This is a genomic window from Georgenia halophila (assembly GCF_039541595.1).
On sequence record NZ_BAABGN010000007.1, the window covers coordinates 31,876 to 53,298 of the forward strand.

The 21,423-nt window shown below is 71.9% G+C and carries 17 protein-coding genes and 1 tRNA gene; 4 read left to right on the top strand and 14 right to left on the bottom strand.

Annotated features, from left to right (window positions below; genetic code table 11):
- Positions 1-308: 308 nt before the first annotated feature.
- Together ABD907_RS08235 and ABD907_RS08240 are read left to right on the top strand one after the other, a co-directional pair.
- Entirely contained in the window at positions 309-1,127 is an 819-nt protein-coding gene (locus tag ABD907_RS08235) for a class I SAM-dependent methyltransferase (protein ID WP_345215766.1), read from the top strand.
- Positions 1,127-1,564, top strand: a complete 438-nt coding sequence (locus ABD907_RS08240) for a TIGR03668 family PPOX class F420-dependent oxidoreductase (RefSeq protein ID WP_345215767.1) — start codon at positions 1,127-1,129, stop codon at positions 1,562-1,564. The genes ABD907_RS08235 and ABD907_RS08240 overlap by 1 nt, the downstream gene beginning before the upstream one ends.
- 93 nt (positions 1,565-1,657) lie before the next feature.
- Here the strand turns inward: ABD907_RS08240 and polA are convergent, their stop codons facing one another.
- The gene (gene polA, locus ABD907_RS08245) at positions 1,658-4,396 is read right to left on the bottom strand and encodes a DNA polymerase I (protein ID WP_345215768.1); all 2,739 of its coding nucleotides are present in this window, start codon (positions 4,394-4,396) and stop codon (positions 1,658-1,660) included.
- Between polA and ABD907_RS08250 the strand changes: the two genes are divergently transcribed.
- Positions 4,395-4,856 carry a PaaI family thioesterase gene (locus ABD907_RS08250; RefSeq protein WP_345215769.1) on the top strand — a complete coding sequence of 154 codons (462 nt, stop codon included), beginning with the start codon at positions 4,395-4,397 and terminating at the stop codon, positions 4,854-4,856. The genes polA and ABD907_RS08250 overlap by 2 nt on opposite strands.
- Before the next feature lie 15 nt (positions 4,857-4,871).
- On the opposite strand, the gene ABD907_RS08255 is transcribed toward ABD907_RS08250, so the two are convergent.
- The 13 genes from ABD907_RS08255 to hisI all read right to left on the bottom strand — a co-directional run bounded on the left by ABD907_RS08255 (position 4,872) and on the right by hisI (position 20,678).
- Positions 4,872-5,492, bottom strand: a complete 621-nt coding sequence (locus ABD907_RS08255; RefSeq protein ID WP_486334063.1) for an ANTAR domain-containing response regulator — start codon at positions 5,490-5,492, stop codon at positions 4,872-4,874.
- Between the two features lie 169 nt (positions 5,493-5,661).
- Positions 5,662-5,743: transfer RNA gene (locus tag ABD907_RS08260), tRNA-Leu, on the bottom strand.
- Between the two features lie 42 nt (positions 5,744-5,785).
- Complete coding sequence (gene pyk, locus ABD907_RS08265; RefSeq protein ID WP_345215770.1) at positions 5,786-7,216, bottom strand: pyruvate kinase; 1,431 nt, start codon at positions 7,214-7,216, stop codon at positions 5,786-5,788.
- A 99-nt stretch (positions 7,217-7,315) separates the two neighbouring features.
- The gene (locus ABD907_RS08270; protein ID WP_345215771.1) at positions 7,316-8,800 is read right to left on the bottom strand and encodes a glutamate synthase subunit beta; all 1,485 of its coding nucleotides are present in this window, start codon (positions 8,798-8,800) and stop codon (positions 7,316-7,318) included.
- A complete protein-coding gene (gene gltB / locus ABD907_RS08275; protein WP_345215772.1) occupies positions 8,793-13,412 on the bottom strand; it encodes a glutamate synthase large subunit in 4,620 nt (1,539 codons plus the stop codon). The genes ABD907_RS08270 and gltB overlap by 8 nt, the downstream gene beginning before the upstream one ends.
- A gap of 247 nt (positions 13,413-13,659) precedes the next feature.
- Entirely contained in the window at positions 13,660-14,610 is a 951-nt protein-coding gene (gene lgt / locus ABD907_RS08280) for a prolipoprotein diacylglyceryl transferase (protein WP_345215909.1), read from the bottom strand.
- 12 nt (positions 14,611-14,622) lie between these two features.
- The gene (gene trpA / locus ABD907_RS08285; protein WP_345215773.1) at positions 14,623-15,465 is read right to left on the bottom strand and encodes a tryptophan synthase subunit alpha; all 843 of its coding nucleotides are present in this window, start codon (positions 15,463-15,465) and stop codon (positions 14,623-14,625) included.
- On the bottom strand, positions 15,462-16,808 hold the full coding sequence (gene trpB / locus ABD907_RS08290; RefSeq protein WP_345215774.1) for a tryptophan synthase subunit beta: 1,347 nt from the start codon (positions 16,806-16,808) through the stop codon (positions 15,462-15,464). The genes trpA and trpB overlap by 4 nt, the downstream gene beginning before the upstream one ends.
- Positions 16,805-17,620 (bottom strand): indole-3-glycerol phosphate synthase TrpC, encoded by an 816-nt coding sequence (gene trpC / locus ABD907_RS08295; RefSeq protein ID WP_345215775.1) that lies wholly within the window; start codon positions 17,618-17,620, stop codon positions 16,805-16,807. Before trpC ends, trpB begins: the two co-directional genes overlap by 4 nt.
- A gap of 88 nt (positions 17,621-17,708) precedes the next feature.
- Complete coding sequence (locus ABD907_RS08300; protein ID WP_345215776.1) at positions 17,709-17,987, bottom strand: HGxxPAAW family protein; 279 nt, start codon at positions 17,985-17,987, stop codon at positions 17,709-17,711.
- A gap of 62 nt (positions 17,988-18,049) precedes the next feature.
- Positions 18,050-18,694, bottom strand: a complete 645-nt coding sequence (locus ABD907_RS08305) for a Trp biosynthesis-associated membrane protein (RefSeq protein ID WP_345215777.1) — start codon at positions 18,692-18,694, stop codon at positions 18,050-18,052.
- Positions 18,691-20,310 carry an anthranilate synthase component I gene (locus tag ABD907_RS08310; RefSeq protein WP_345215778.1) on the bottom strand — a complete coding sequence of 540 codons (1,620 nt, stop codon included), beginning with the start codon at positions 20,308-20,310 and terminating at the stop codon, positions 18,691-18,693. Before ABD907_RS08310 ends, ABD907_RS08305 begins: the two co-directional genes overlap by 4 nt.
- Complete coding sequence (gene hisI / locus ABD907_RS08315) at positions 20,307-20,678, bottom strand: phosphoribosyl-AMP cyclohydrolase (protein WP_345215779.1); 372 nt, start codon at positions 20,676-20,678, stop codon at positions 20,307-20,309. Before hisI ends, ABD907_RS08310 begins: the two co-directional genes overlap by 4 nt.
- Before the next feature lie 75 nt (positions 20,679-20,753).
- On the opposite strand from hisI, the gene ABD907_RS08320 reads away from it, so the two are divergent.
- Complete coding sequence (locus tag ABD907_RS08320) at positions 20,754-21,377, top strand: TIGR03085 family metal-binding protein (protein ID WP_345215780.1); 624 nt, start codon at positions 20,754-20,756, stop codon at positions 21,375-21,377.
- The last annotated feature ends 46 nt before the right edge of the window (positions 21,378-21,423 follow it).

Here is a 21,423-nt window from a genome sequence, read left to right on the forward strand (position 1 = left end):
GCTGTGGACTCCGATGCGGACAGGGGTAGGACGTCGGTAGACGTACAGGGGTGGACTGGATGATGTTGTGACGGCGACGGGCCGGCCATGTGCACCCGGTCCGCCTGGACGCCGCCTACGATGTGAGATAGTTCGGCGCGCGCCGACGCGAGGCCGCAATGCGCCAAAGACTGATGCTACCGAGGTCGCGCAACGCGCGGCAACCGGGCGGGCGCGGCAGCGGGGCACGCCGGCGTGAGATGCGTCTCCCGTCTCGTCACCGTGCCCACCCGTCATGCCGCTCGCGCCGGCCTCGTCATACTGCTCGCATGGGCAGCGACACCCCGGCCCGGGCAGGGTACGAACCGGTCGACGGCGAGGCGGCGGCCGTCGCGAACGCCCGCTGGTGGACCGACAGCTCGGCAGACTACCTCGCCGAGCACGGCGAGTTCCTCGGAGCGGCCGACTTCTGCTGGTGCCCCGAGGGGTTGCGGGAGGCGGACGCCCAGCTCCTGGGCCGCCTCGAGGACCTGCGCGGCGGCGGACGCGTGCTCGAGGTCGGCTGCGGCGCCGCCCAGTGCTCGAGGTGGCTGGCGGCGCGCGGTGTCGACGTCGTCGCGACCGACGTCTCCGACGGCATGCTCGCGCGGGCGGCCGAGCTCGACGCCGACACCGGCACCGCCGTGCCGACCGTGCTCGCCGACGCGCGGCACCTCCCGTTCCCCGACGCCGCCTTCGACGTGGCGTTCAGCGCCTTCGGTGCCGTGCCCTTTGTGCCCGACCCTGCCGCCGTGCACGCGGAGGCGGCCCGTGTGCTGCGCGCGGGTGGCCGCTGGGTCTTCTCCGTCACCCACCCGGTGCGGTGGGCGTTCCCGGACGATCCCACCACCCGCGGCCTGACAGTGACCCGCTCCTACTTCGATCGCGACCCGTACGTCGAGCGGGGGGCCACCGGCGCCCCGCTGTACGCGGAGTTCCACCGCACGCTGGGCGATCACGTCCGTGACCTCGTCTCGGCGGGCCTGATCATCGAGGACCTGGTGGAGCCGGAGTGGCCGGACGGGTACGACGGCGTCTGGGGCGGCTGGGGCCCGGAGCGGGGCAGGATGCTGCCCGGCACGGCCATCTTCGTCACCCGGAGGCCCTAGTGGCCAGGCTCGACGAGCGGACGTGCCGAGACCGTGTTCGAGCGGCGCGGGTCGGACGCCTCGCGACCGCCGACGCCGGCGGCGCACCGCACATCGTGCCGGTGACCTTCGCCGTCATCGGGGGCCCGGTCGGCACCGAGCTGGTCTCCGCCATCGACCACAAGCCCAAATCGACGGCGGCGCTGCGCCGGTTGCGCAACCTCGCCGCCAATCCACGTGCGGCCCTTCTGGTCGACCACTACGGCGAGGACTGGACCCGGCTGTGGTGGGTGCGCGCCGACGGCCACGTGGTCGTCGATCAGCACGGGCCGGCGTGGGCCGTCGCGATCGACGCGCTGGTCGAGAAGTACCGGCAGTACGCCGATCGCCGACCGGACGGCCCGGTGATCCGTCTGCGGGTCGAGCGTTGGTCCGGGTGGGCCTACCAGGACGGCTGAGTCGTCACTGAGCCGTGCCCGTCTGGCTCATCTCCTCACCCTCCGGCTCCGGCAGCCGCTTGTTCCTCACGGCTGCCCTCCGCCTCGGGCTCGTCAGTGAGCCGCGTCGCGCCAGGAACGTCCGGTACCGACCGAGATGTCCAGCGGCACGGACAGCTCCGCGGCGGCCCCCATCTCGCGGCGCACGAGCTCGTCGACCTGCTCGGCCTCGCCCGGTGACACCTCGAGCACGAGCTCGTCGTGAACCTGCAGGAGCAGGCGGGACCTGCAGCCGGCCTGCGTCAGGGCGCGATCGGTACGGATCATGGCCACCTTGATGATGTCCGCCGCCGAACCCTGGATCGGGGCGTTGAGCGCCATCCGCTCCGCCATGTCGCGCCGCTGCCTGTTGTCGCTGGTCAGGTCCGGCAGGTAGCGCCGCCGCCCCATGATCGTCTCGGTGTAACCCGTGCGGCGGGCCTGGTCGACGACGGTGGTGAGGTAGTCCCGGACGCCGCCGAACCGCTCGAAGTACACGTCCATCAGGGTGCGTGCCTCGGCGACCTCGATGCCGAGCTGGCGGGAGAGCCCGAACGCGCTGAGGCCGTACGCCAGCCCGTAGCTCATCGCCTTGATCTTGCTGCGCTGGGCGGGCGTGACCTCGTCGGTGCCGACCTCGAAGACGCTGCTGCCCACGAAGGAATGCAGGTCCTCGCCCGACCGGAACGCCTCGATCAGACCGTCGTCCCCCGACAGGTGCGCCATGATGCGCATCTCGATCTGGGAGTAGTCCGCGGTCATCAGCGCCTCGTAGCCGTCGCCGACCACGAACCCCTCACGGATGCGCAGGCCGTCGTCGCTGCGCACCGGGATGTTCTGCAGGTTGGGCTCGGTCGAGCTCAGCCGGCCGGTCGCGGCGATGGTCTGGTGGAAGGTCGTGTGGATCCGGCCGTCCGGGGAGATGGACTTCAGGAGCCCCTCGGCGGTCTGGCGCAGTCGGATCTGGTCGCGGTGGGCGAGGAGGTGCTCGAGGAAGGGGTGCTCCGTCTTCGCGTACAGCTCGGCGAGCGCGTCCGCGTCGGTGGTGTAGCCGGTCTTCGTCTTCTTGGTCTTCGGCATCTCCAGCTCGCCGAACAGCACCTCCTGGAGCTGCTTGGGGCTGGAGAGGTTCACCTCGCGCCCGATCGCCTCGTAGGCCGCGGCGGCGTGGCGCTCCACGGCCTCGTCGAACCCGCCGCGCAGCTCCTCGAGATTCGACGTGTCGGCGCAGATGCCGACGCGTTCCATCTCGCGCAGCACGCACTGCACGGGCAGCTCGACCTCCTCGAGGAGGTGCCGTCCGCCGCGCGCCTTCAGGTCGGCGCCGAGCACCTCGGTCAGCTCGACCAGGGTGGCTGCTCGTTGACCGGCTTCGCGGTCGGCACCGCCCTCGAGGGACAGCACGGCTTGGCCGTCCGGCTCGGTGTCCGTGGCCAGCTCACGCCGCAGGTAGCGGAGGCTGAGGTCCGCGAGGGAATAGCGCCGCTGGTCCGGGTGGGCGAGGTAGCCGGCCAGCGCGGTGTCGAAGACCACGCCGGCCAGCTCGAAGCCGCGACCGCGGAGCTCGTGCCAGGCGACCTTCGCCTCGTGGAGGACCTTGGGCCGCGCCTCGTCGGCGAGCCACGCGGCGAACGAGGCCTCGTCCGCGGGCGGGATCTCGGCGAGGTCCACGGTGACGGCGTGCCTGTCGGCGTCGCCCAGCGCGACGGACCAGGCGTCACCGCTGCCCTGGGCGGCCGTGCCGGTGATGTCCAGGCCGACGAGGGTGCCGGGTCCGGCGTGCTCGGCCAGCCACGCCTCCAGCCCGTCCGGCAGGTCGGCGAGTGCGACGACGTCGACATCGGCTCCCGGGGACGGCGCCACGGGAGCCGTCTCCGGCAGCGTCGCGAACAGCCGGTCTCGCAGCACGTCGAACTCGAGGGTGTCGAAGAGCTGGTGCACGGCCTCGCGGTCCACCGGCCGGCGCTGCAGCTCCCCGACCTGCATCGGCAGCTCGACGTCGAGGAGCAGGTGGTTGAGCTGACGGTTGCGGATCACCTGGTCGAGATGGTCGCGCAGGCTCTGCCCCGCCTTCCCCTTGATCTGGTCGGCGTTCGCGATGACGTTGTCGAGCCCGTCGTAGAGGTTGACCCACTTCGCGGCCGTCTTCGGCCCCACACCGGGCACCCCCGGCAGGTTGTCGCTGGTCTCCCCCACCAGCGCGGCCAGGTCCGGGTACCGGGCAGGTGGCAGGTCGTACTTCTCCAGCACCGCCGCGGGCGTCATCCGCGTCAGCGTGGAGACGCCGCGGATCGGGTAGAGCACCGTGATGTCGTCGTCGACCACCTGGAACGTGTCCCGGTCCCCGGAGATCACGAGGACCTCCATGCCGGACTTCGCCCCCGCGACGGCGAGCGTCGCCAGGATGTCGTCCGCCTCGTAGCCCTGCTTCTCCAGCACGTTCACGTTCATGGCGGTCATGACCTCGTGGATCAGGTCGATCTGACCCGCGAACGGCTCCGGGGCGGCCATCCGGTTCGCCTTGTACTCGGCGTACTGCTCCGTGCGGAACGTGCCGCCGGACATGTCGAACGCCACGGCGAGATGGGTCGGCTGCTCCTCGTCGAGCAGCTTGATCAGCATGGACAGGAAGCCGTACACGGCGTTCGTGTGCTGGCCGGTGGTCGTGGAGAAGTTCTCGGCCGGCAGGGCGTAGAACGCCCGGAACGCCATCGAGTGGCCGTCGACGAGAAGGAGCCGTGGGCGGTTCGACGGGGTTGTTTCCGAGCTCGATGCTGCGCTTGTCTCGTTCACGGATGACACCCTATGGCTCATGACTGACGTGACGGACCACCCCGCAGGCGCCGACGCCCGTGCCCGCGAGCTCCTCGCCCGGCTGGAGACCACCGCCGGCGGCACGCTCGTCGGACGGCTCGGGATCGAGTTCCTCGAGGCGGGCCCGGAGACGGTCGTGGCGAGGATGCCGGTGGAGGGGAACACCCAGTTCCATGGTCTGCTGCACGGTGGCGCGACGGCGGCGCTCGCCGAGAGCGTGGGCTCGGTGGCAGCCTCGCTGCACGCGGGGCCGCAGGCGCGGGCGGTCGGCACCGAGCTCAGCGCGAGTCACCACCGCGCCGCCAGGACCGGTCACGTCACCGCCCGGACGACGCCGTTGCACCAGGGTCGCCGGACGGCGACCTACGACATCACGGTGGTCGATGACGACGGCCGGCGCATCTGCACGGCACGCCTCAGCTGCATGATCCTCGAGGCGGGAACCGGCAGCGCCGGGTGAGCGCCGCCGTCGGCACTACTTGCTGGCGCTGCCGACCTGCTCGATCACGGCGTCGGCGACCTCACGCATCGTCAGGCGACGGTCCATGGACGTCTTCTGGATCCAGCGGAACGCCTCGGGCTCGCTCAGGCCCATCCTCGTCATCAGCAGTCCCTTGGCCCGGTCCACGCGCTTGCGGGTCTCGAACTGCTCGGCCAGGGACGCCACCTCAGACTCCAGCGAGGTGATCTCCTCGTGGCGCGAGATGGCGATCTCGACGGAGGGCAGCAGGTCTGCCGGGGTGAACGGCTTGACGACGTAGGCCATGGCTCCGGCGTCACGGGCACGCTCCACGAGCTCCTTCTGGGAGAACGCGGTCAGCATGACGACGGCGGAGGTGCGCGAGCCGATGATGCGCTCGGCCGCGGTGATGCCGTCCATGACGGGCATCTTGACGTCCATCACGACGACATCGGGCTCGAGCTCCTCGGCGAGCGAGATCGCCTGCTCGCCGTCGGCGGCCTCACCGACGACCTCGTACCCGGCCTCGGTGAGGGACTCGACGATGTCCAACCGGATGAGGGTCTCGTCCTCGGCGACGACGACCCGGCGCTTCTTGCCGGTGTCCTCGGCGGCGCCCGCCTCCGGCCCGGGCAGCTCGATGGGCTCCGCGCTCGTGGTCTCCTCGGCCGCGGCGTCACTGGTCACGGCGTCGTTCTCGTTGCTTGTCACGTGGGCAAGCCTATAGCCGCCACCCCGGTGGAAGCACTCTCCGAGGGGCGGACGTGACAGCACTCACGCCGCAGGACCTGGTGCGAGACGTTCGTGCTCCCGGCGGGACTCGAACCCGCATGCCTCTCGGCGCCGCATTTTGAGTGCGGAGTGTCTGCCTGTTCCACCACGGGAGCGTGGCGCCGCCCAGCGTAACGCCGGGACGACGGCGGCGGCCGTCAGGCCTGGAGACGCGTGTAGGTCTCGCCGATCTTGTGCACGCGGATCGAGTTGGTCGAGCCCGCCTGCCCGGGCGGCATGCCGGCCACGATGACGACGCGGTCGCCCTCGGCGGCCAGGCCGGTCGTCTGCAGCACCTGGTCGACCTGGTTGACCATGTCGTCGGTGTGGCTGACCTCCGGGACCGTGTACGTCTCGATGCCCCACGTCAGGGCGAGCGCGTTGCGGGTCACCGGGTCCGGGGTGAAGGCCAGCAGCGGGATGGGCGAGCGCAGGCGGGACATGCGGCGGGCGGAGTCACCGGACTGGCTGAACGTCACGAGGTACTTGACCTCGAGCATGGTGCCGATCTCGTTGGCCGCCCGGGTGATCACGCCCCCGCGGGTGTGCGGCGCCGAGCCGAGCGGGGCGATCCGCTCCCCGCCGCGCTCCTCCGTGTTCTCCACGATCCGCGACATGGTCCGCACGGTCTCGATCGGATAGTCGCCGACCGAGGTCTCGCCGGAGAGCATGACCGCGTCCGCACCGTCGAGGATCGCGTTCGCGACGTCGGAGGTCTCGGCGCGGGTGGGTCGCGGGCTGGTCACCATCGACTCGAGCATCTGCGTGGCGACGATCACCGGCTTGGCGTTGCGGCGGGCGAGCTCGATGGCCCGCTTCTGCACCAGCGGCACCTGCTCGAGCGGCAGCTCGACGCCCAGGTCACCGCGGGCGACCATGATCGCGTCGAACGCGTCGACGATCTCGACGAGGTTGTCGACGGCCTGCGGCTTCTCGATCTTGGCCACGACGGGGACCCGGTGACCCACCTCGTCCATGATCTCGTGCACGTCGTCGAGATCGGAGGCGGCGCGGACGAACGACAGCGCGATGAAGTCGGCGCCGAGGCGCAGGCCCCAGCGCAGGTCCTCCTTGTCCTTCTCGGACAGTGCGGGCACCGACACCGCGACGCCCGGGAGGTTCAGGCCCTTGTGGTTCGAGACCGGCCCGGCAACCTCGACGCGGGTGATGACGCGCGGCCCGTCCACCTCGAGGATCCGCACGGCGACCTTGCCGTCGTCGATGAGGATCCGGTCGCCGGGATGGCAGTCGCCCGGCAGGCCCTCGTACGTGGTCGAGGCGATCTCGGCGTTGCCGGGCACGTCCTCGGTGGTGATGGTGAAGGTGTCGCCCTCGTGGAGCTCCTCCTGGCCGTTCGCGAACGTGCCGAGACGGATCTTCGGGCCCTGCAGGTCCACCAGCACGGCGACCGCGCGGCCGGAGGTCTGGGCGGCCTCACGGACCTGCCGGTACACCACCTCGTGCTCCGCGGCGGTGCCGTGGGAGCGGTTGATGCGGGCGACATCCATCCCGGCGTCGACCAGCTCCTGGATCTTCTCGGCCGACGCCGTGGCCGGACCGATCGTGCACACGATCTTCGCTCTACGCATGGTCCAACCCTATTGCCTGCGTGACCGGTTCCCGACTGCTGATCGGACCCCGGACACTCCGGTCCGGCACCTTCCGTGGCGGCGTGCCGGCACGGCCCGCTAGGCCGAGACGGCGACCGTCGAGGGCAGCACCGGTGCGGGCAGCTCGCTCTCCCCGCACAGATACTCGTCGACGGCGGAGGCGGCGGACCGGCCCTCGGCGATCGCCCACACGATGAGCGACTGCCCGCGTCCAGCGTCACCGGCGACGAAGACCCCGGGGGTGGATGTGGCGAACGTCTCGTCCCGCACGATGCGGCCGCGCTCGTCGACCTCGACCCCGAGCTGCTCCACGAGCCCGCCGCGCGGGACGCCGGTGAAGCCCAGGGCCAGCAGGACCAGCTGGGCGGGGATGAGGCGTTCGGTGCCCTCGATCGGCTCGGCACGTCCGCCGGTGCGGACCACGTCGACCAGACGCAGGTGGCTGACCTGCCCCTCGCCGGCCGAGCCGTCGGAGACGAGCTCGACGGTCGAGGCACCGAAGACCCGCTCGCCGCCCTCCTCGTGGGACGTCGAGACGCGGTAGACGCGCGGGTAGGTCGGCCACGGCTGGTCCTCGGGCCGCTCCTGCGAAGGCTCGGGGTTGATGTCGATCTGGGTCACCGACCGCGCACCCTGCCGCATGGCGGTCCCGTAGCAGTCGGAGCCGGTGTCGCCGCCACCGATGACGACGACGTCCTTGTCGGTGGCGACGATCTGGTCGCGCACGTCCTGACCGTCCACGACCCGGTTGTGCTGGACGAGGTACTCCATCGCGGGGTGGACGCCACCGTGCTCGCGTCCGAGGACGGGAAGCTCGCGCGGCACGGTCGAACCCATCGCGAGCACCACGGCGTCGTACCGCTCCAGCAGGTCCTTGCCGGTCAGCGCGCCCTCGCCCTCGCCGCCGACGTCGACGCCGGGGCGCAGCCGGGTCCCCTCGGCCTCCATCTGCGCGAGCCTCCGGTCGACCTGGATCTTCTCCATCTTGAAGTCGGGGATGCCGTACGTGAGCAGGCCACCGAGCCGGTCGTCCTTCTCGTACACGGCCACGGTGTGCCCGGCGCGGGTGAGCTGCTGGGCGGCGGCCAGGCCTGCCGGTCCGGACCCGACGACGGCGATCGTGTTGCCGGTGAGCCGCTCGGGTATCTGCGGCTCGACCATCCCGAGGTCGAAGGCGTTGTCCGCGATCGACTGCTCGACGTACTTGATGGTCACGGGCGGCTGGTTGATGCCCAGCACGCAGGCCGTCTCGCACGGGGCGGGGCACAGGCGCCCGGTCCACTCCGGGAAGTTGTTGGTCGCGTGCAGCCGCTCGATGGCGCCCTCGTAGTCCTCCCGGCGCGTCAGCTCGTTCCACTCGGGGATGAGGTTGCCCAGCGGGCAGCCGTTGTGGCAGAACGGCACGCCGCAGTCCATGCACCGCGCGGCCTGCCGGGTCAGCGCCGGCGAGTCCTCCACGCGGCGCGTGTAGACCTCTCGGTTGTCGAGGATGCGCACCGGCACGGGGCGCCGGGGCGGCAGCTCACGCTCGCGGTACTTCAGGAAACCTTGGGGGTCAGCCACGGGACGCCTCCATGATCGTGGCCCACACGTCGGGCGAGGCCGGGTCGAGGCCGTCCTCGGTCGCCTTGACGAGGGCGGCCGAGACGGCGGCGTACTGGCGCGGGAGCACCTTGGTGAATCGTGCCGACAGCGCCGCATCGTGGTCCGGCAGCTCCTCGAGCAGGGCATCGGCCACGGTGGAGCCGGTCAGCTCGCGGTGCCGGCGCAGCAGGTCGGCGACGATCGAGACGTCCTCCGGGTCGAGGCCGGACAGGATGAGCTCGCCCGAGGCGAGCGCGGGCCCGTTGATCTTCGCGGTGTCGAGGTCGAGCACGTAGGCGGTGCCGCCGGACATGCCGGCACCGAAGTTGCGTCCGGTGGATCCGAGGACGAGCAGCGTGCCGCCGGTCATGTACTCGGCGGCGTGGTCGCCCACGGCCTCGACGACGGCGGTCGCGCCCGAGTTGCGCACGCAGAACCGCTCCCCGGCGCGGCCGCGGAGGAAGATCTCGCCGGAGGTGGCGCCGTAGGCGACGACGTTGCCGGCGATGACGTTGTCCTCGGCGGCGAAGACGGATCGCTCGTCCGGGCGCACGACGATCCGACCGCCGGAGAGCGACTTGCCGACGTAGTCGTTGGCGTCGCCCACCAGCCGCAACGTGACACCACGGGTCAGGACGGACCCGAAGGACTGCCCGGCCGAACCGGTGAGGGTGATGTCGATCGTGCCGTCCGGCAGGCCGTCGGGGCCGTACCGCTTGGTGATCTCGTGGCCGAGCATCGTGCCGACCGTCCGGTTCACGTTGCGCACCGGCAGGTCGATGCGCACCGGTTCGCCCCGTTCCAGGGCAGGTTCGGACAGCGCGATGAGCTGGTTGTCCAACGCCTTGTCGAGCCCGTGGTCCTGCGGACGAACCTGCCGCAGGGCGCTGCCCGGCCGGGGCTCGACCTTGGTGAGCAGCGGCTGGAGGTCCAGGCCGGAGGCCTTCCAGTGCTCGACGGCCTCGGTGGTGTCGAGCAGCTCGACCTGGCCGATCGCTTCCGCCAGGGACCGCAGCCCGAGGGAGGCGAGGTACTCGCGGACCTCCTGCGCGATGAACTCGAAGAAGGTCACGACGTGCTCGGCCTGGCCGGTGAACCGGTCCCGCAGCTCGGGGTTCTGCGTGGCCACACCGACCGGGCAGGTGTCGAGGTGGCAGACCCGCATCATGATGCAGCCCTCGACCACGAGCGGGGCGGTGGCGAAGCCGAACTCCTCGGCGCCGAGCAGGGCGGCGACGAGCACGTCACGGCCGGTCTTCATCTGCCCGTCCGCCTGGACGACGATCCGGTCGCGCAGGTCGTTGTGCACCAGCGTCTGCTGGGTCTCGGCCAGCCCGATCTCCCACGGCCCGCCGGCGTGCTTGAGGGAGGTCAGCGGGCTGGCGCCCGTGCCGCCGTCGTGCCCGGAGATCAGCACGACGTCGGAGTGCGCCTTCGCCACGCCCGCGGCCACCGTGCCGACACCGATCGAGGAGACGAGCTTGACGTGGATCCGGGCGGCCGGGTTGGCGTTCTTGAGGTCGTGGATCAGCTGTGCGAGGTCCTCGATGGAGTAGATGTCGTGGTGCGGCGGCGGCGAGATGAGCCCGACGCCGGGGGTCGAGTGCCGGGTCTTGGCCACCCAGGGGTAGACCTTGTGGGCGGGCAGCTGACCGCCCTCGCCGGGCTTGGCCCCCTGGGCGACCTTGATCTGGATGTCGTCCGCGTTGGTGAGGTAGTCGGACGTCACGCCGAACCGGCCGGAGGCCACCTGCTTGATGGCCGAGCGGCGCCTCGGGTCGCGCAGCCGGTCGGTGTCCTCCCCGCCCTCGCCGGTGTTCGACTTCGCGCCGAGGATGTTCATGGCGATGGCGAGGGTCTCGTGCGCCTCGGCGGAGATGGAGCCGTAGCTCATCGCGCCGGTGGAGAAGCGCTTGACGATCTCGCTGACCGGCTCGACCTCCTCGACGGGGATCGGCTCGCGACCCTCGGCCTTGAGCCTCATCAGGCCGCGCAGGGTCATCAGACGCCGGGACTGGTCGTCCACACCCTGGGTGTACCTGCGGAAGATGTCGTACCGGCGGGTCGCGGTGGAGTGCTGCAGCCGGAAGATCGTCTCGGGATCGAACAGGTGGGCCTCGCCCTCACGGCGCCACTGGTACTCCCCGCCCATCCGCAGGGTGCGGTGCGCGGGTGCGATGCCCGACGGTGGATACGCGGTGGCGTGCCGGGCGGCCACCTCGGCCGCGATGACGTCGAGGCCCACGCCGCCGAGCGGGCTGGGGGTGCCGGTGAAGTACTCGGCCACGAGGTCCTCGGACAGACCGAGGGCCTCGAAGACCTGCGCGCCCCGGTACGACATCACGGTGGAGATGCCCATCTTGGACATCACCTTGAGCACGCCCTTGCCCAGGCCCTTGATGACGTTCTTCACGGCCTGCTCGGGCGTGACGTCGGTGACGACGCCCTCCCGGACGAGGTGCTCGACGCTCTCCATCGCCAGGTACGGGTTGACGCAGGCGGCGCCGTACCCGATGAGCAGTGCCACGTGGTGCACCTCGCGCACGTCACCGGCCTCGACGATCAGCGAGATCTTGGTCCTGCTGTGCCTGCGCAGGGTGTGGTGGTGCACCGCCGAGGTCAGCAGCAGCGACGGGATCGGGGCGAGCTCGGACGTCGACTCCCGGTCGGAGAGCACGATGAAGCTCACGCCCGCGTCGATCGCGTTGTCGACCTCGTAGCGGATCTCGTCCAGGCGGGCCTTGAGCGCCGCTCCCCCGCCGGACACCTGGTACAGGCCCTCGATCGTGACGGCAGAGAAGCCGCCGCCCCGGTCCGGCGTGCGGCCGATCTTCTTGATCTTGGCCAGCTGGTCGTTGTCGATGGTCGGGAAGGGCACGACCACCTTGCGGGCGTGGCTCGCCGAGTCGGCGAGCATGTTGGGCTCGGGGCCGATGGCGCCGGCCAGCGACGTCACCAGCTCCTCGCGGATGGAGTCCAGCGGTGGGTTCGTCACCTGGGCGAAGAGCTGGGTGAAGTAGTCGAAGAGCAGCCGGGGGCGCGCGGACAGCACGGCCAGGGGCGTGTCGGTCCCCATGGAGCCGATCGCCTCGGCACCGCTCGCGGCCATCGGCGCCAGCAGGATCCGCAGCTCCTCCTCGGTGTAGCCGAAGGTCTGCTGGCGGCGGGCCACCGAGAGCCTGGAGTGGTCGACATGGTCGCGCGGCGGCAGGTCCTCGAGGTGGATGAGCCCCTCCGACAGCCACCTGCCGTACGGGTGCGCATCGGCGAGCGAGCGCTTGACCTCCCGGTCGTCGACGACGCGCCCGGTGCCGGTGTCGACCAGGAACATCCGTCCCGGCTCCAGGCGGCCCTTCTGGCAGATCCGGGCCGGGTCCAGGTCCAGGACGCCGGACTCGGAGGCGAGGACGACCAGACCGTCGTCGGTGATCCAGTACCGCCCGGGTCGCAGCCCGTTGCGGTCCATGACGGCGCCGATGTGCGTGCCGTCGGTGAAGCAGATGGCGGCCGGCCCGTCCCACGGCTCGATGATCGTGGAGGCGAACTCGTAGAAGGCCCGCAACGAGGGGTCCATCTCCTCGTTGTTCTCCCAGGCCTCCGGCACCATCATCAGCATCGCGTGCGGCAGCGGCCGGCCGGCGAGGTGCAGCAGCTCGAGCACCTCGTCGAACGTGGCCGAGTCGGAGGCGCCGGGGGTGCAGACGGGCAGCAGGTCCTCGAGGTCACCGAGGACGTCGGAGGCGAGCATCCCCTCCCGGGCGGACATCCAGTTCCGGTTGCCGCGGACGGTGTTGATCTCGCCGTTGTGGGCCACGAGCCGGAACGGGTGGGCGAGCGGCCACGAGGGGAACGTGTTCGTGGAGAAGCGCGAGTGCACCAGGGCGATCTCGGAGGCGAACCGCTCGTCGGACAGGTCCGGGAAGAAGGGCTGCAGCTGCCGGGTCGTGAGCATGCCCTTGTAGACCAGCGTGCGGCAGGACAGCGAGGCGATGTAGACGCCGGTGGCGTGCTCGGCCCGCTTGCGGAGCCGGTAGGCCATGCGCTCGAGCAAGATGCCGTCCGGACCCTCGGCACCTGGCTCGTCGCCGTCGGGCGCGACGAAGAGCTGCCGGAACGCGGGCATGGTGCCCAGCGCACCGGGTCCGATCATGGACGCGTCGACCGGCACGTCCCGCCAGCCGAGCACCTCCAGGGACTCCTCGGCGGCGATCGACTCGAGGGTCGCGACGGCCTCGTCGCGGGCCTGCGGCTCGTCGTCGGTCGGCAGGAAGACCGTGCCGACGGCGTACCGGCCCGCGGGCGGCAGCTCGAAGTCCACCACCTCGCGCAGGAACGCGTCGGGCACCTGGGTGAGGATGCCCGCCCCGTCGCCGGTGTTCTCCTCGGCACCGACGGCTCCGCGGTGGTCGAGGTTGAGCAGGGCCGTCAGGCCGGCGTCGACGATGTCCCGGCCCGGGGTGCCACGCAGGGTGGCGACGAATGCGACGCCGCAGGCGTCGTGCTCACGTTCCGCCGAGTACAGCCCGCCGGGTTCGGGGGTCCGGAAAGCGGGGAAGACGGAAGTTCCTCCGGTCACCTGCGCTGACTCCATCCGCGTACTCCCTCACCGCGAAGGGCCCCGGACGGGACGGCTCCGCATCGTCATGCTCGTGCCTGATGGGTCGCCGTCGTCCCGCTGTCGACGGGACGTCAGTCCCGCGTGGCGAGATGTTACTCGCCCATGACCACTACGTAACACTTCATGTCCACATGTTTGACGTTCACATGGTGATGTGGTGCGTACGACAAGCGAACGGTGCCGGTGCGCACCTGTCAAGGGAGTCGAGCTTGAGGAGTGCTCAGGTGGCGGTGGCCCCGGGACGCGGCTCGCTCTCGTCCGGCGGCGCGGTCGCCGACTCGTCGTCGACCTTGTCACCGGAGCCGTCGACGTCGTCGTCCGCATCGTCGCCGGCCGGCTCACGGCCGGGCAGCCAGACCGATTCGGGCACGTCCTTGGTACGTCGGCCGATCGCGACGAAGAACACCAGGGCCAGCAGGAAGACGGCGATCGAGGTCCACACGTTGAGGCGGAGCCCGAAGATGATCTCCGCCTCGTCGATACGCACCGCCTCGATCCACACGCGGCCGGCGGTGTAGAGCATGACGTAGAGCCAGAAGACCCGACCGTGCCGGAGGTCGAGGCGTTTGGCGATCCGCACCAGCACCAGCGCCGCCAGCAGGTTCCACAGCATCTCGTAGAGGAACGTCGGGTGGAACAGCGTGTCGGCCGGGTAGCCGCCGACCAGGTGGGCGGCGTCGATCTCCAGGCCCCACGGCAGCGTCGTCGGACCGCCGTAGAGCTCCTGGTTGAACCAGTTCCCGAGGCGGCCGATCGCCTGGGCGACGAGCAGGCCGGGGGCGACGGCGTCGGCGAACGGAGCGAGGCGCAGACCCCTGCGGCGCAGTGCCCACCACGCGGCGAGCGCACCGAACGGGATGGCCCCCCAGATGCCGAGGCCGCCCTCCCAGATCCTGAGCGCCTGGAGGAGGTCGCCGTCGGGGCCGAAGTAGGCGTCCGGGGAGGAGAAGACGTGGTAGATCCGTGCCCCGATGATGCCGGCGGGCACGATCCAGAAGGCGACGTCCAGCGCCGCCTCCTTCGGGCCTCCCTTGGCGGTGTAGCGCCGTTCGAGGATCCACAGCGCGGCGACGATGCCGAGCAGGATGCAGATGGCGTACGCACGCACCGGGAAGGGACCGAGGTACCACTCTGCCTGCGGCGGGCTGGGGATGGAGGCGAGCGGTGTCAGCACCCGACGACCCTACTTCGTCCCGCCGTGCGCGCCGGTCGCCAGCTCTTCGGCGAGGACCGCCAGATCTCGCAGGCCGGCCTCGGCGTCGTCCTCCCGCTCCAGGAGCGTGCGCACGAAGGCCGACCCGACGATGACGCCGTCGGCGTACTCGGCGATCTCCGCGGCCTGCTCCCCGGTGGAGACACCGAGCCCGACGCAGACGCGCTCCGCACCGGCCCGGCGGGCACGGGCGACAAGCGTGCGCGCGGCGGTGTCGACGCTGGCCCGCGCACCGGTCACGCCCATGGTGGAGGCGGCGTAGACGAACCCGCGGCACGCCTCGGCGGTCATGGACAGCCGCTCGTTCGTGGAGCTCGGGGCGACGAGGAAGACCCGGTCGAGCCGGTGGGCGTCGGATGCGGCGAGCCACTCCCCTGCCTCGTCGGGGATGAGGTCCGGCGTGATGAGGCCGGCTCCGCCGGCGGCCGCGAGGTCCCGCGCGAAGCGGTCGACGCCGTAGCGGTGCACGGGGTTCCAGTAGGTCATCACCAGCACGGCGGCGCCCGTCTCGGCCACCTGCTCGACGGCGCGGAGCACGTCCGCCGTCCGCACGCCGCGCTCGAGGGCAGCTTGGGCGGCACGCTGGATGACGACGCCGTCCATGCCGGGGTCGGAGTACGGCAGCCCGAGCTCGATGACCTCGGCGCCGGCCGAGACGAGGGTGCGTGCGGCGCGGACGGAGGTGTCGACGTCCGGGTACCCGACGGGCAGGTAGCCGACGAGGCCGGCGCCGCCACGTTCCTTGGCGGCGTCCAGCGCCGCGGCGGTGCGTGACGTCGCGGCGGCGGGCCGGGCCGTGACGGTGTCGCTCATGTCTCGACGCTCCCCGTCGCTCGGTACGGGGCCTCGTCCACGGCCCCGGTCTTGGCGTCCTGCTCCGGTTCGGCGGCCTCCGGGACACCGCCGTCGTGCTGGTCGGCGTCGAGCAGCTCGAACCAGCTGGCGGCCGTCTCCACGTCCTTGTCACCGCGGCCGGAGAGGTTGACCAGGATCGTCGGCGCGCGGCGCCCGGCCGCGACCGCCTCGTTGCCGATGCGCATGGCGCCGGCGAGGGCGTGCGCGCTCTCGATGGCCGGGATGATGCCCTCCGTGCGGCAGAGCAGCTGGAAGGCGTCCATGGCCTCCGCGTCCGTGACGGGCTGGTACTCCGCCCGCTCGATGACCGAGAGCCACGAGTGCTCGGGGCCGACGCCCGGGTAGTCCAGCCCCGCGGAGATCGAGTGCGACTCCTTGGTCTGACCGTCCTCGTCCTGCAGCACGAAGGTGCGCGCGCCGTGCAGCACGCCGGGGTCGCCGCCGGTGATGGAGGAGGCGTGCCGGCCGGTCTCGACGCCGTCGCCGGCCGCCTCGAGGCCGACCAGGCGGACGGACTCGTCGTCGAGGAAGGCGTTGAAGATGCCGATGGCGTTGGACCCGCCGCCCACGCACGCGCAGACCACGTCGGGCAGCGCGCCCGTGAGGTCCAGGACCTGCTGGCGGGACTCCTCGCCGATGACCTTCTGCAGGTCGCGCACCATCGCGGGGAACGGGTGCGGCCCGGCGGCGGTGCCGAAGATGTAGTTGGTGGTCTCGACGTTGGTCACCCAGTCGCGGAACGCCTCGTTGATGGCGTCCTTGAGGGTCCTCGAGCCGGTCGAGACGGGCACCACCTCGGTGCCGAGCAGCCGCATCCGGGCGACGTTGAGGGCCTGGCGGCGTACGTCCTCCTCGCCCATGTAGACGGTGCACTCGAGCCCCAGGAGCGCGGCGGCGGTGGCGGTGGCGACGCCGTGCTGGCCGGCGCCGGTCTCGGCGATGACGCGCCTCTTGCCGACCTTGCGGGTGAGCAGGGCCTGGCCGAGCACGTTGTTGATCTTGTGCGAGCCGGTGTGGTTGAGGTCCTCGCGCTTGAGGATGATGCGGGCCCCGCCCGCGTGCTCGGCGAACCGCGGCACCTCGGTGACGATGCTCGGCCGGCCCGTGTAGGTCCGGTTGAGGTGGTCCATCTCGGCGAGGTACTCGGGGTCGACCTTGAGCTTGTCCCACGCGTCGCTGAGGTCGTCCAGGGCGGCGACGAGCGCCTCGGCGACGAACCGGCCGCCGAACTCGCCGAAATAGGGCCCGGAGGCTTCAGCCAGGCGACCGGTGGTCGTGATGCGCGGGTCCTCGCCGGTCATCTCCCCACCGTCCGCAGGGAGGGGTGAGAGCCGGCAGCCACCATGTCGGCGACGGCGGAGCGGGGGGCGCCGCCGGTGACCAGCGCCTCGCCGACGAGCACCGTGTGGGCGCCCGCGCGGGCATAGTCGAGCACGTCGTGCGGGCCGCGGACACCGGACTCGGCGACCCGGACCACCTCGTCGGGGACGACCTCGGCGACGTCGCGGAACACGGACCGGTCCACCTCGAGGGTGTGCAGGTTCCGGGCGTTGATGCCCACGACCCGGGCGCCGGCGTCGAGCGCGCGCCGGGCCTCCTCACGGTCGTGCGCCTCGACGAGGGCGGTCATCCCGAGGGAGTGGACCCGCTCGACCAGGCTGGTGAGGACTTGCTGCTCGAGGGCGGCGACGATGAGGAGCACCATGTCGGCGCCGTGCGCCCGGGCCTCCCACACCTGGTAGGGGGTCACCACGAAGTCCTTCCGCAGCACCGGGATGTCGACGGACGCCCGTACGGCCCCGAGGTCCTCCAGCGAACCGCCGAAGCGGCGGCGCTCGGTGAGGACGGAGACGACGGCGGCGCCGCCCGCCTCGTACTCGGTGGCCAGCCCGGCCGGGTCGGCGATGGTGGCGAGCGCACCCTTGGACGGGCTCGAGCGCTTGACCTCGGCGATGATCGTCACGGCGCCGCTGCCCCCGCGCAGGGCCGCGACGCCGTCGCGCGCGCTGGGCCGGCGAGAGGCTTCCTCCTTGAGGACCTCGAGCGGACGGCGCTCCTGCCGCTCGACGAGATCCTCGCGGACCCCCGCGACGATGTCTTCGAGCACGGTCACGGCGCGCACTTCCTTTCCGTTCGGGCCGTTCGGGCCTCCATCGTAGGCCGCATCAGGGGGCTTCTCGTGCGCGTCCGGGTGCTGGCGCTCAGCTGCCGTACCAGTCCCTCGGCTCCCCGTCCTCGCGCGAGTCCGGCTGCCCGAGGCCCATGCCCCGCATGACGGCGCTGACGACCAGCGCGACGACGGTCACGACGACCCCGGCCACGGTCACGGGCATGCTGGAGAAGATCAGGCCGAGGCCGACGACCAGCACGCCGATGCTGGCGCCGATGGCCAGCACCCACGCCGCCTTGGTGCGGCCGTGGTTGTGGTTCGGCGCCGCCGGGGGCAGCGTGTACGTCTGCGGCTGTGGGATCTGGGCCATGGGGTTGCTCTCCTGGATCGTTCCGGTGCTCCCAGACTAACGCGGAGCCGTGGCCGTCTCGTTCACGTCGGCGGACGTTCTCCGCGCCCTTCGGCGTCCTGGGTCGGGTCCTCGCCACGGCCGAGCGCGTCCCAGTCGTCCATGGCGCGGGTGCGCGCGTCGCCCGCCCGCCCGACGGCGCTGCGAGCGCCGGCGCTCCCCACGCCGGCAGCCGGCCGCTCGAACCGGCGTCCGGCGCCCCCCCACGTGCGTCCGGCGACGACCGCCAGCACCCCGGCGGCGGCCGCGAGGACGGCGAGCGCCAGCGTGACGTAGGGCCACACGCCGACGGTCACCGTGCCGGCCAGCCGGGGCACGCCGCTGACCTCCGCGGCGCTCGCCCGCAGGGGTGCCGCGGGGTCGGAGAGGAAACCGGTGACGACGGCGACGACGACCGATGCCGCCCCCACCATGGCGAGTCCGCCGAGCGCGGCGCCGACCCGACGCCCGATGGCCACGGCGAGGGCTGCCGCCGCCACGACGAGCGCCGCGGCCACGAGACCGGGCGCCGCCGTCGTCCCGGAGACCGCGACGTCCTGCTCGCCCAGCACGGTCAGGACCTGCCCGCTCGCCCAGGTGGCCGACCCGGCCGCCAGCAGCAGCGCGCCCAGGGCCAGTGCCGCGAGGACGACCCGTGACCGGCGCACCCGGTCGGCCGGCCGCGTCACGGCGACGCGACGCCCCGCAGGCCCGCGGCGACCTGGATGGCGCGGACGGCGGCGGCAGCCTTGTTCCGGCTCTCCTGGTACTCGGCGGCGGGGTCGGAGTCGGCCACGATGCCGCCGCCGGCCTGCACGGTGGCGTGCCCGTCGGCGATGACCGCGGTGCGGATCGCGATGGCGAGATCGGCGTTGCCGGCCAGGTCGAGGTAACCCACCACGCCGCCGTAGATCCCGCGACGAGCGGGCTCGAGGGTGTCGATGAGCTCGATCGCACGGGGCTTGGGCGCGCCGGAGAGCGTCCCGGCCGGGAAGGTCGCCGTGAGGCAGTCCAGGGCCGTCGAGCCCGGCCGTTGCTGCCCGACCACCGTGGAGGAGATGTGCATGATGTGGCTGAACCGCTTGATCTCCATGAGGTCGACCACCTCGACCGTCTCCGGGCGGCACACCTTCGCGAGGTCGTTGCGGGCGAGGTCGACGAGCATGATGTGCTCGGAGAGCTCCTTGGGGTCGCCGAGCAGCTCCTCGGCGAGCTCCTTGTCGGCCGCGGGCGTGGCGCCGCGCGGCCGTGAGCCCGCGATCGGGAACGTGGTGACGTCGCCGTCCTGGACGTGCACGAGCGTCTCGGGGCTCGAGCCGACGACGGCGAAGTCGCCGCTCGGCCCCCCCGTCTCGTCCCCGTCGCCTGTCTCGCCGACCACGCCGCTGTCGAGCCGGAGGTAGTACATGTACGGGCTCGGGTTGATGGTGCGCAGCACGCGGTAGACGTCCAGCGGGTCCGCCGGGCAGTCGATGTCGAGGCGCTGGGACAGCACCACCTGGAAGACCTCACCGTCACGGATGGCCTGCTTGGCGGCCAGCACCGCGCTCTCGAAGTCCTCCCGCGGCGTGCGGAAGCGCAGCTGCGGCTCGTCGGTGGGCACGTGCACCGCGGCGGCACTCGTCGTCGGCCGGGCGAGGGCCGCGGCCATGGCATCGAGCCGGGCAACGGCGTCGGCGTACGCGGCATCGACGCGTTCGTCGGTGTCGTCCGCGTTGACGGCGTTCGCGATGAGCCACACCGAGCCGTCGTGGTGGTCGACGGCGACCATGTCGGTGGCGAGGCACAGCGCCACCTCGGGGGTGTCGTGCTCGACGGGCGCGAGCGCCCGCAGGTTGGGCTCCCACTGGCGCAGCACGTCCCAGCCGAGCGCGCCGACCAGTCCGCCGGTCAGCGGCGGCAGACCCGGGAGGGCGGGGGTCCGCAGCGCCTCGAGGGCCGCGGCGATCACCTCGAGGACCGGCCCCTCGGCGGGGATGCCGACGGGCACGTCCCCGCTCCACCGGGCCCGGCCGTCGCGCGAGGTGAGCGTGGCCCGGGAGTCGACGCCGACGAAGGACCAGCGGGACCAGGCGCCGTCGTGCTCGGCCGACTCCAGGATGAAGGTGCCGGGCCGCCCGCCCGCGAGCTGGCGGTACAGGCCCACGGGCGTGACGTCGTCGGCCAGGAGGCGGCGGACCACGGGGACGACGCGCCGGTCGACGGCCATGCTGCGGAACTCCCCGAGCGTCGGCCAGGTCTGGCCCCAGCTCAGCTCGGGGACGGCGGTCGGGGCGTCTGCGCGCGCGTCACCGGTGAGGGTCACGGCCTTTGCCCCGCGTCCCCGACGACGGCCCCCAGGTCGCCGCCGGCCTCGAAGCAGGTCCGGGTGCCGGTGTGACAGGCGGCGCCGACCTGGTCGACGCGGACCAGCACCACGTCGCCGTCGCAGTCGAGCGCGACGGACTTCACGTGCTGGGTGTGCCCGGAGGTGTCACCCTTGCGCCAGTACTCCCCGCGTGAGCGCGACCAGTAGGTGGCGCGACCGGTGGTGAGGGTGCGGTGGAGGGCCTCGTCGTCCATCCAGCCGACCATGAGCACCTCGCCGCTGTCGTGCTGCTGGACGACGGCGCAGACGAGGCCGTGCTCGTCGCGCTTGAGCTGCTGTGCGATCTCGGGGGCTAGAGAAGACATCGTCGACACCGGAGAATCTTGTCATGTACGTCGTGAGGTCGGCTCACTGACGAGGACCGGCCGGGAGGAGAAGGCATGAGTTGGACGGAGCTGGAGCGCGAGGCGCTCGTCGAGACGCTGCGGGCGGCCGATCCCGAGGCGCCGACCCTGTGCGAGGGCTGGTCCGTGCACCGGCTCACCGCGCACCTGGTGCTGCGGGAGCACCGGCCGGACCTGGCCGCCCGCGACGCCACGGCGCCGCCCGGGCACGAGCCACAGCTGTCCCGGCTGATCGCCGGACCGGAGGCGCCCGGCTTCGCCCGACTGGTCGACCGGTTCGCCGGCGGGCCGCCCCGCTGGTCGCCGGTCCGCTGGGGCGGCGACTCCGTCAACCTCGTCGAGTACGTGGTCCACCACGAGGACGTGCGCCGCGGCGGTGCGGAGCCGGCGGAGCCACGGGTGCTGCCCACCGACATGGTCCGCGCCCTGTGGGACCGCCTCGCAGCGCTGGGCCGGATGGCCTACCGGCGCAGCCCCGTCGGCGTGGTGCACGTGGTGCCCGGCGGCCCGCGACGGGTCGTTCGCCGGCGGCCGGATGCCGTGGTCCTCTCCGGCGACCCCGTCGAGCTGCTGCTGCACGCCCTGGGTCGCGAGGATGCCGCCGACGTGGAGCTGCTCGGCCGGCCGGAGACGGTCGAGGAGTTCGCGGCACGGAGCTAGCAATCCCTTGACAGTCTCGGTCGTGTGCCGTTCACTCTCGATTGAC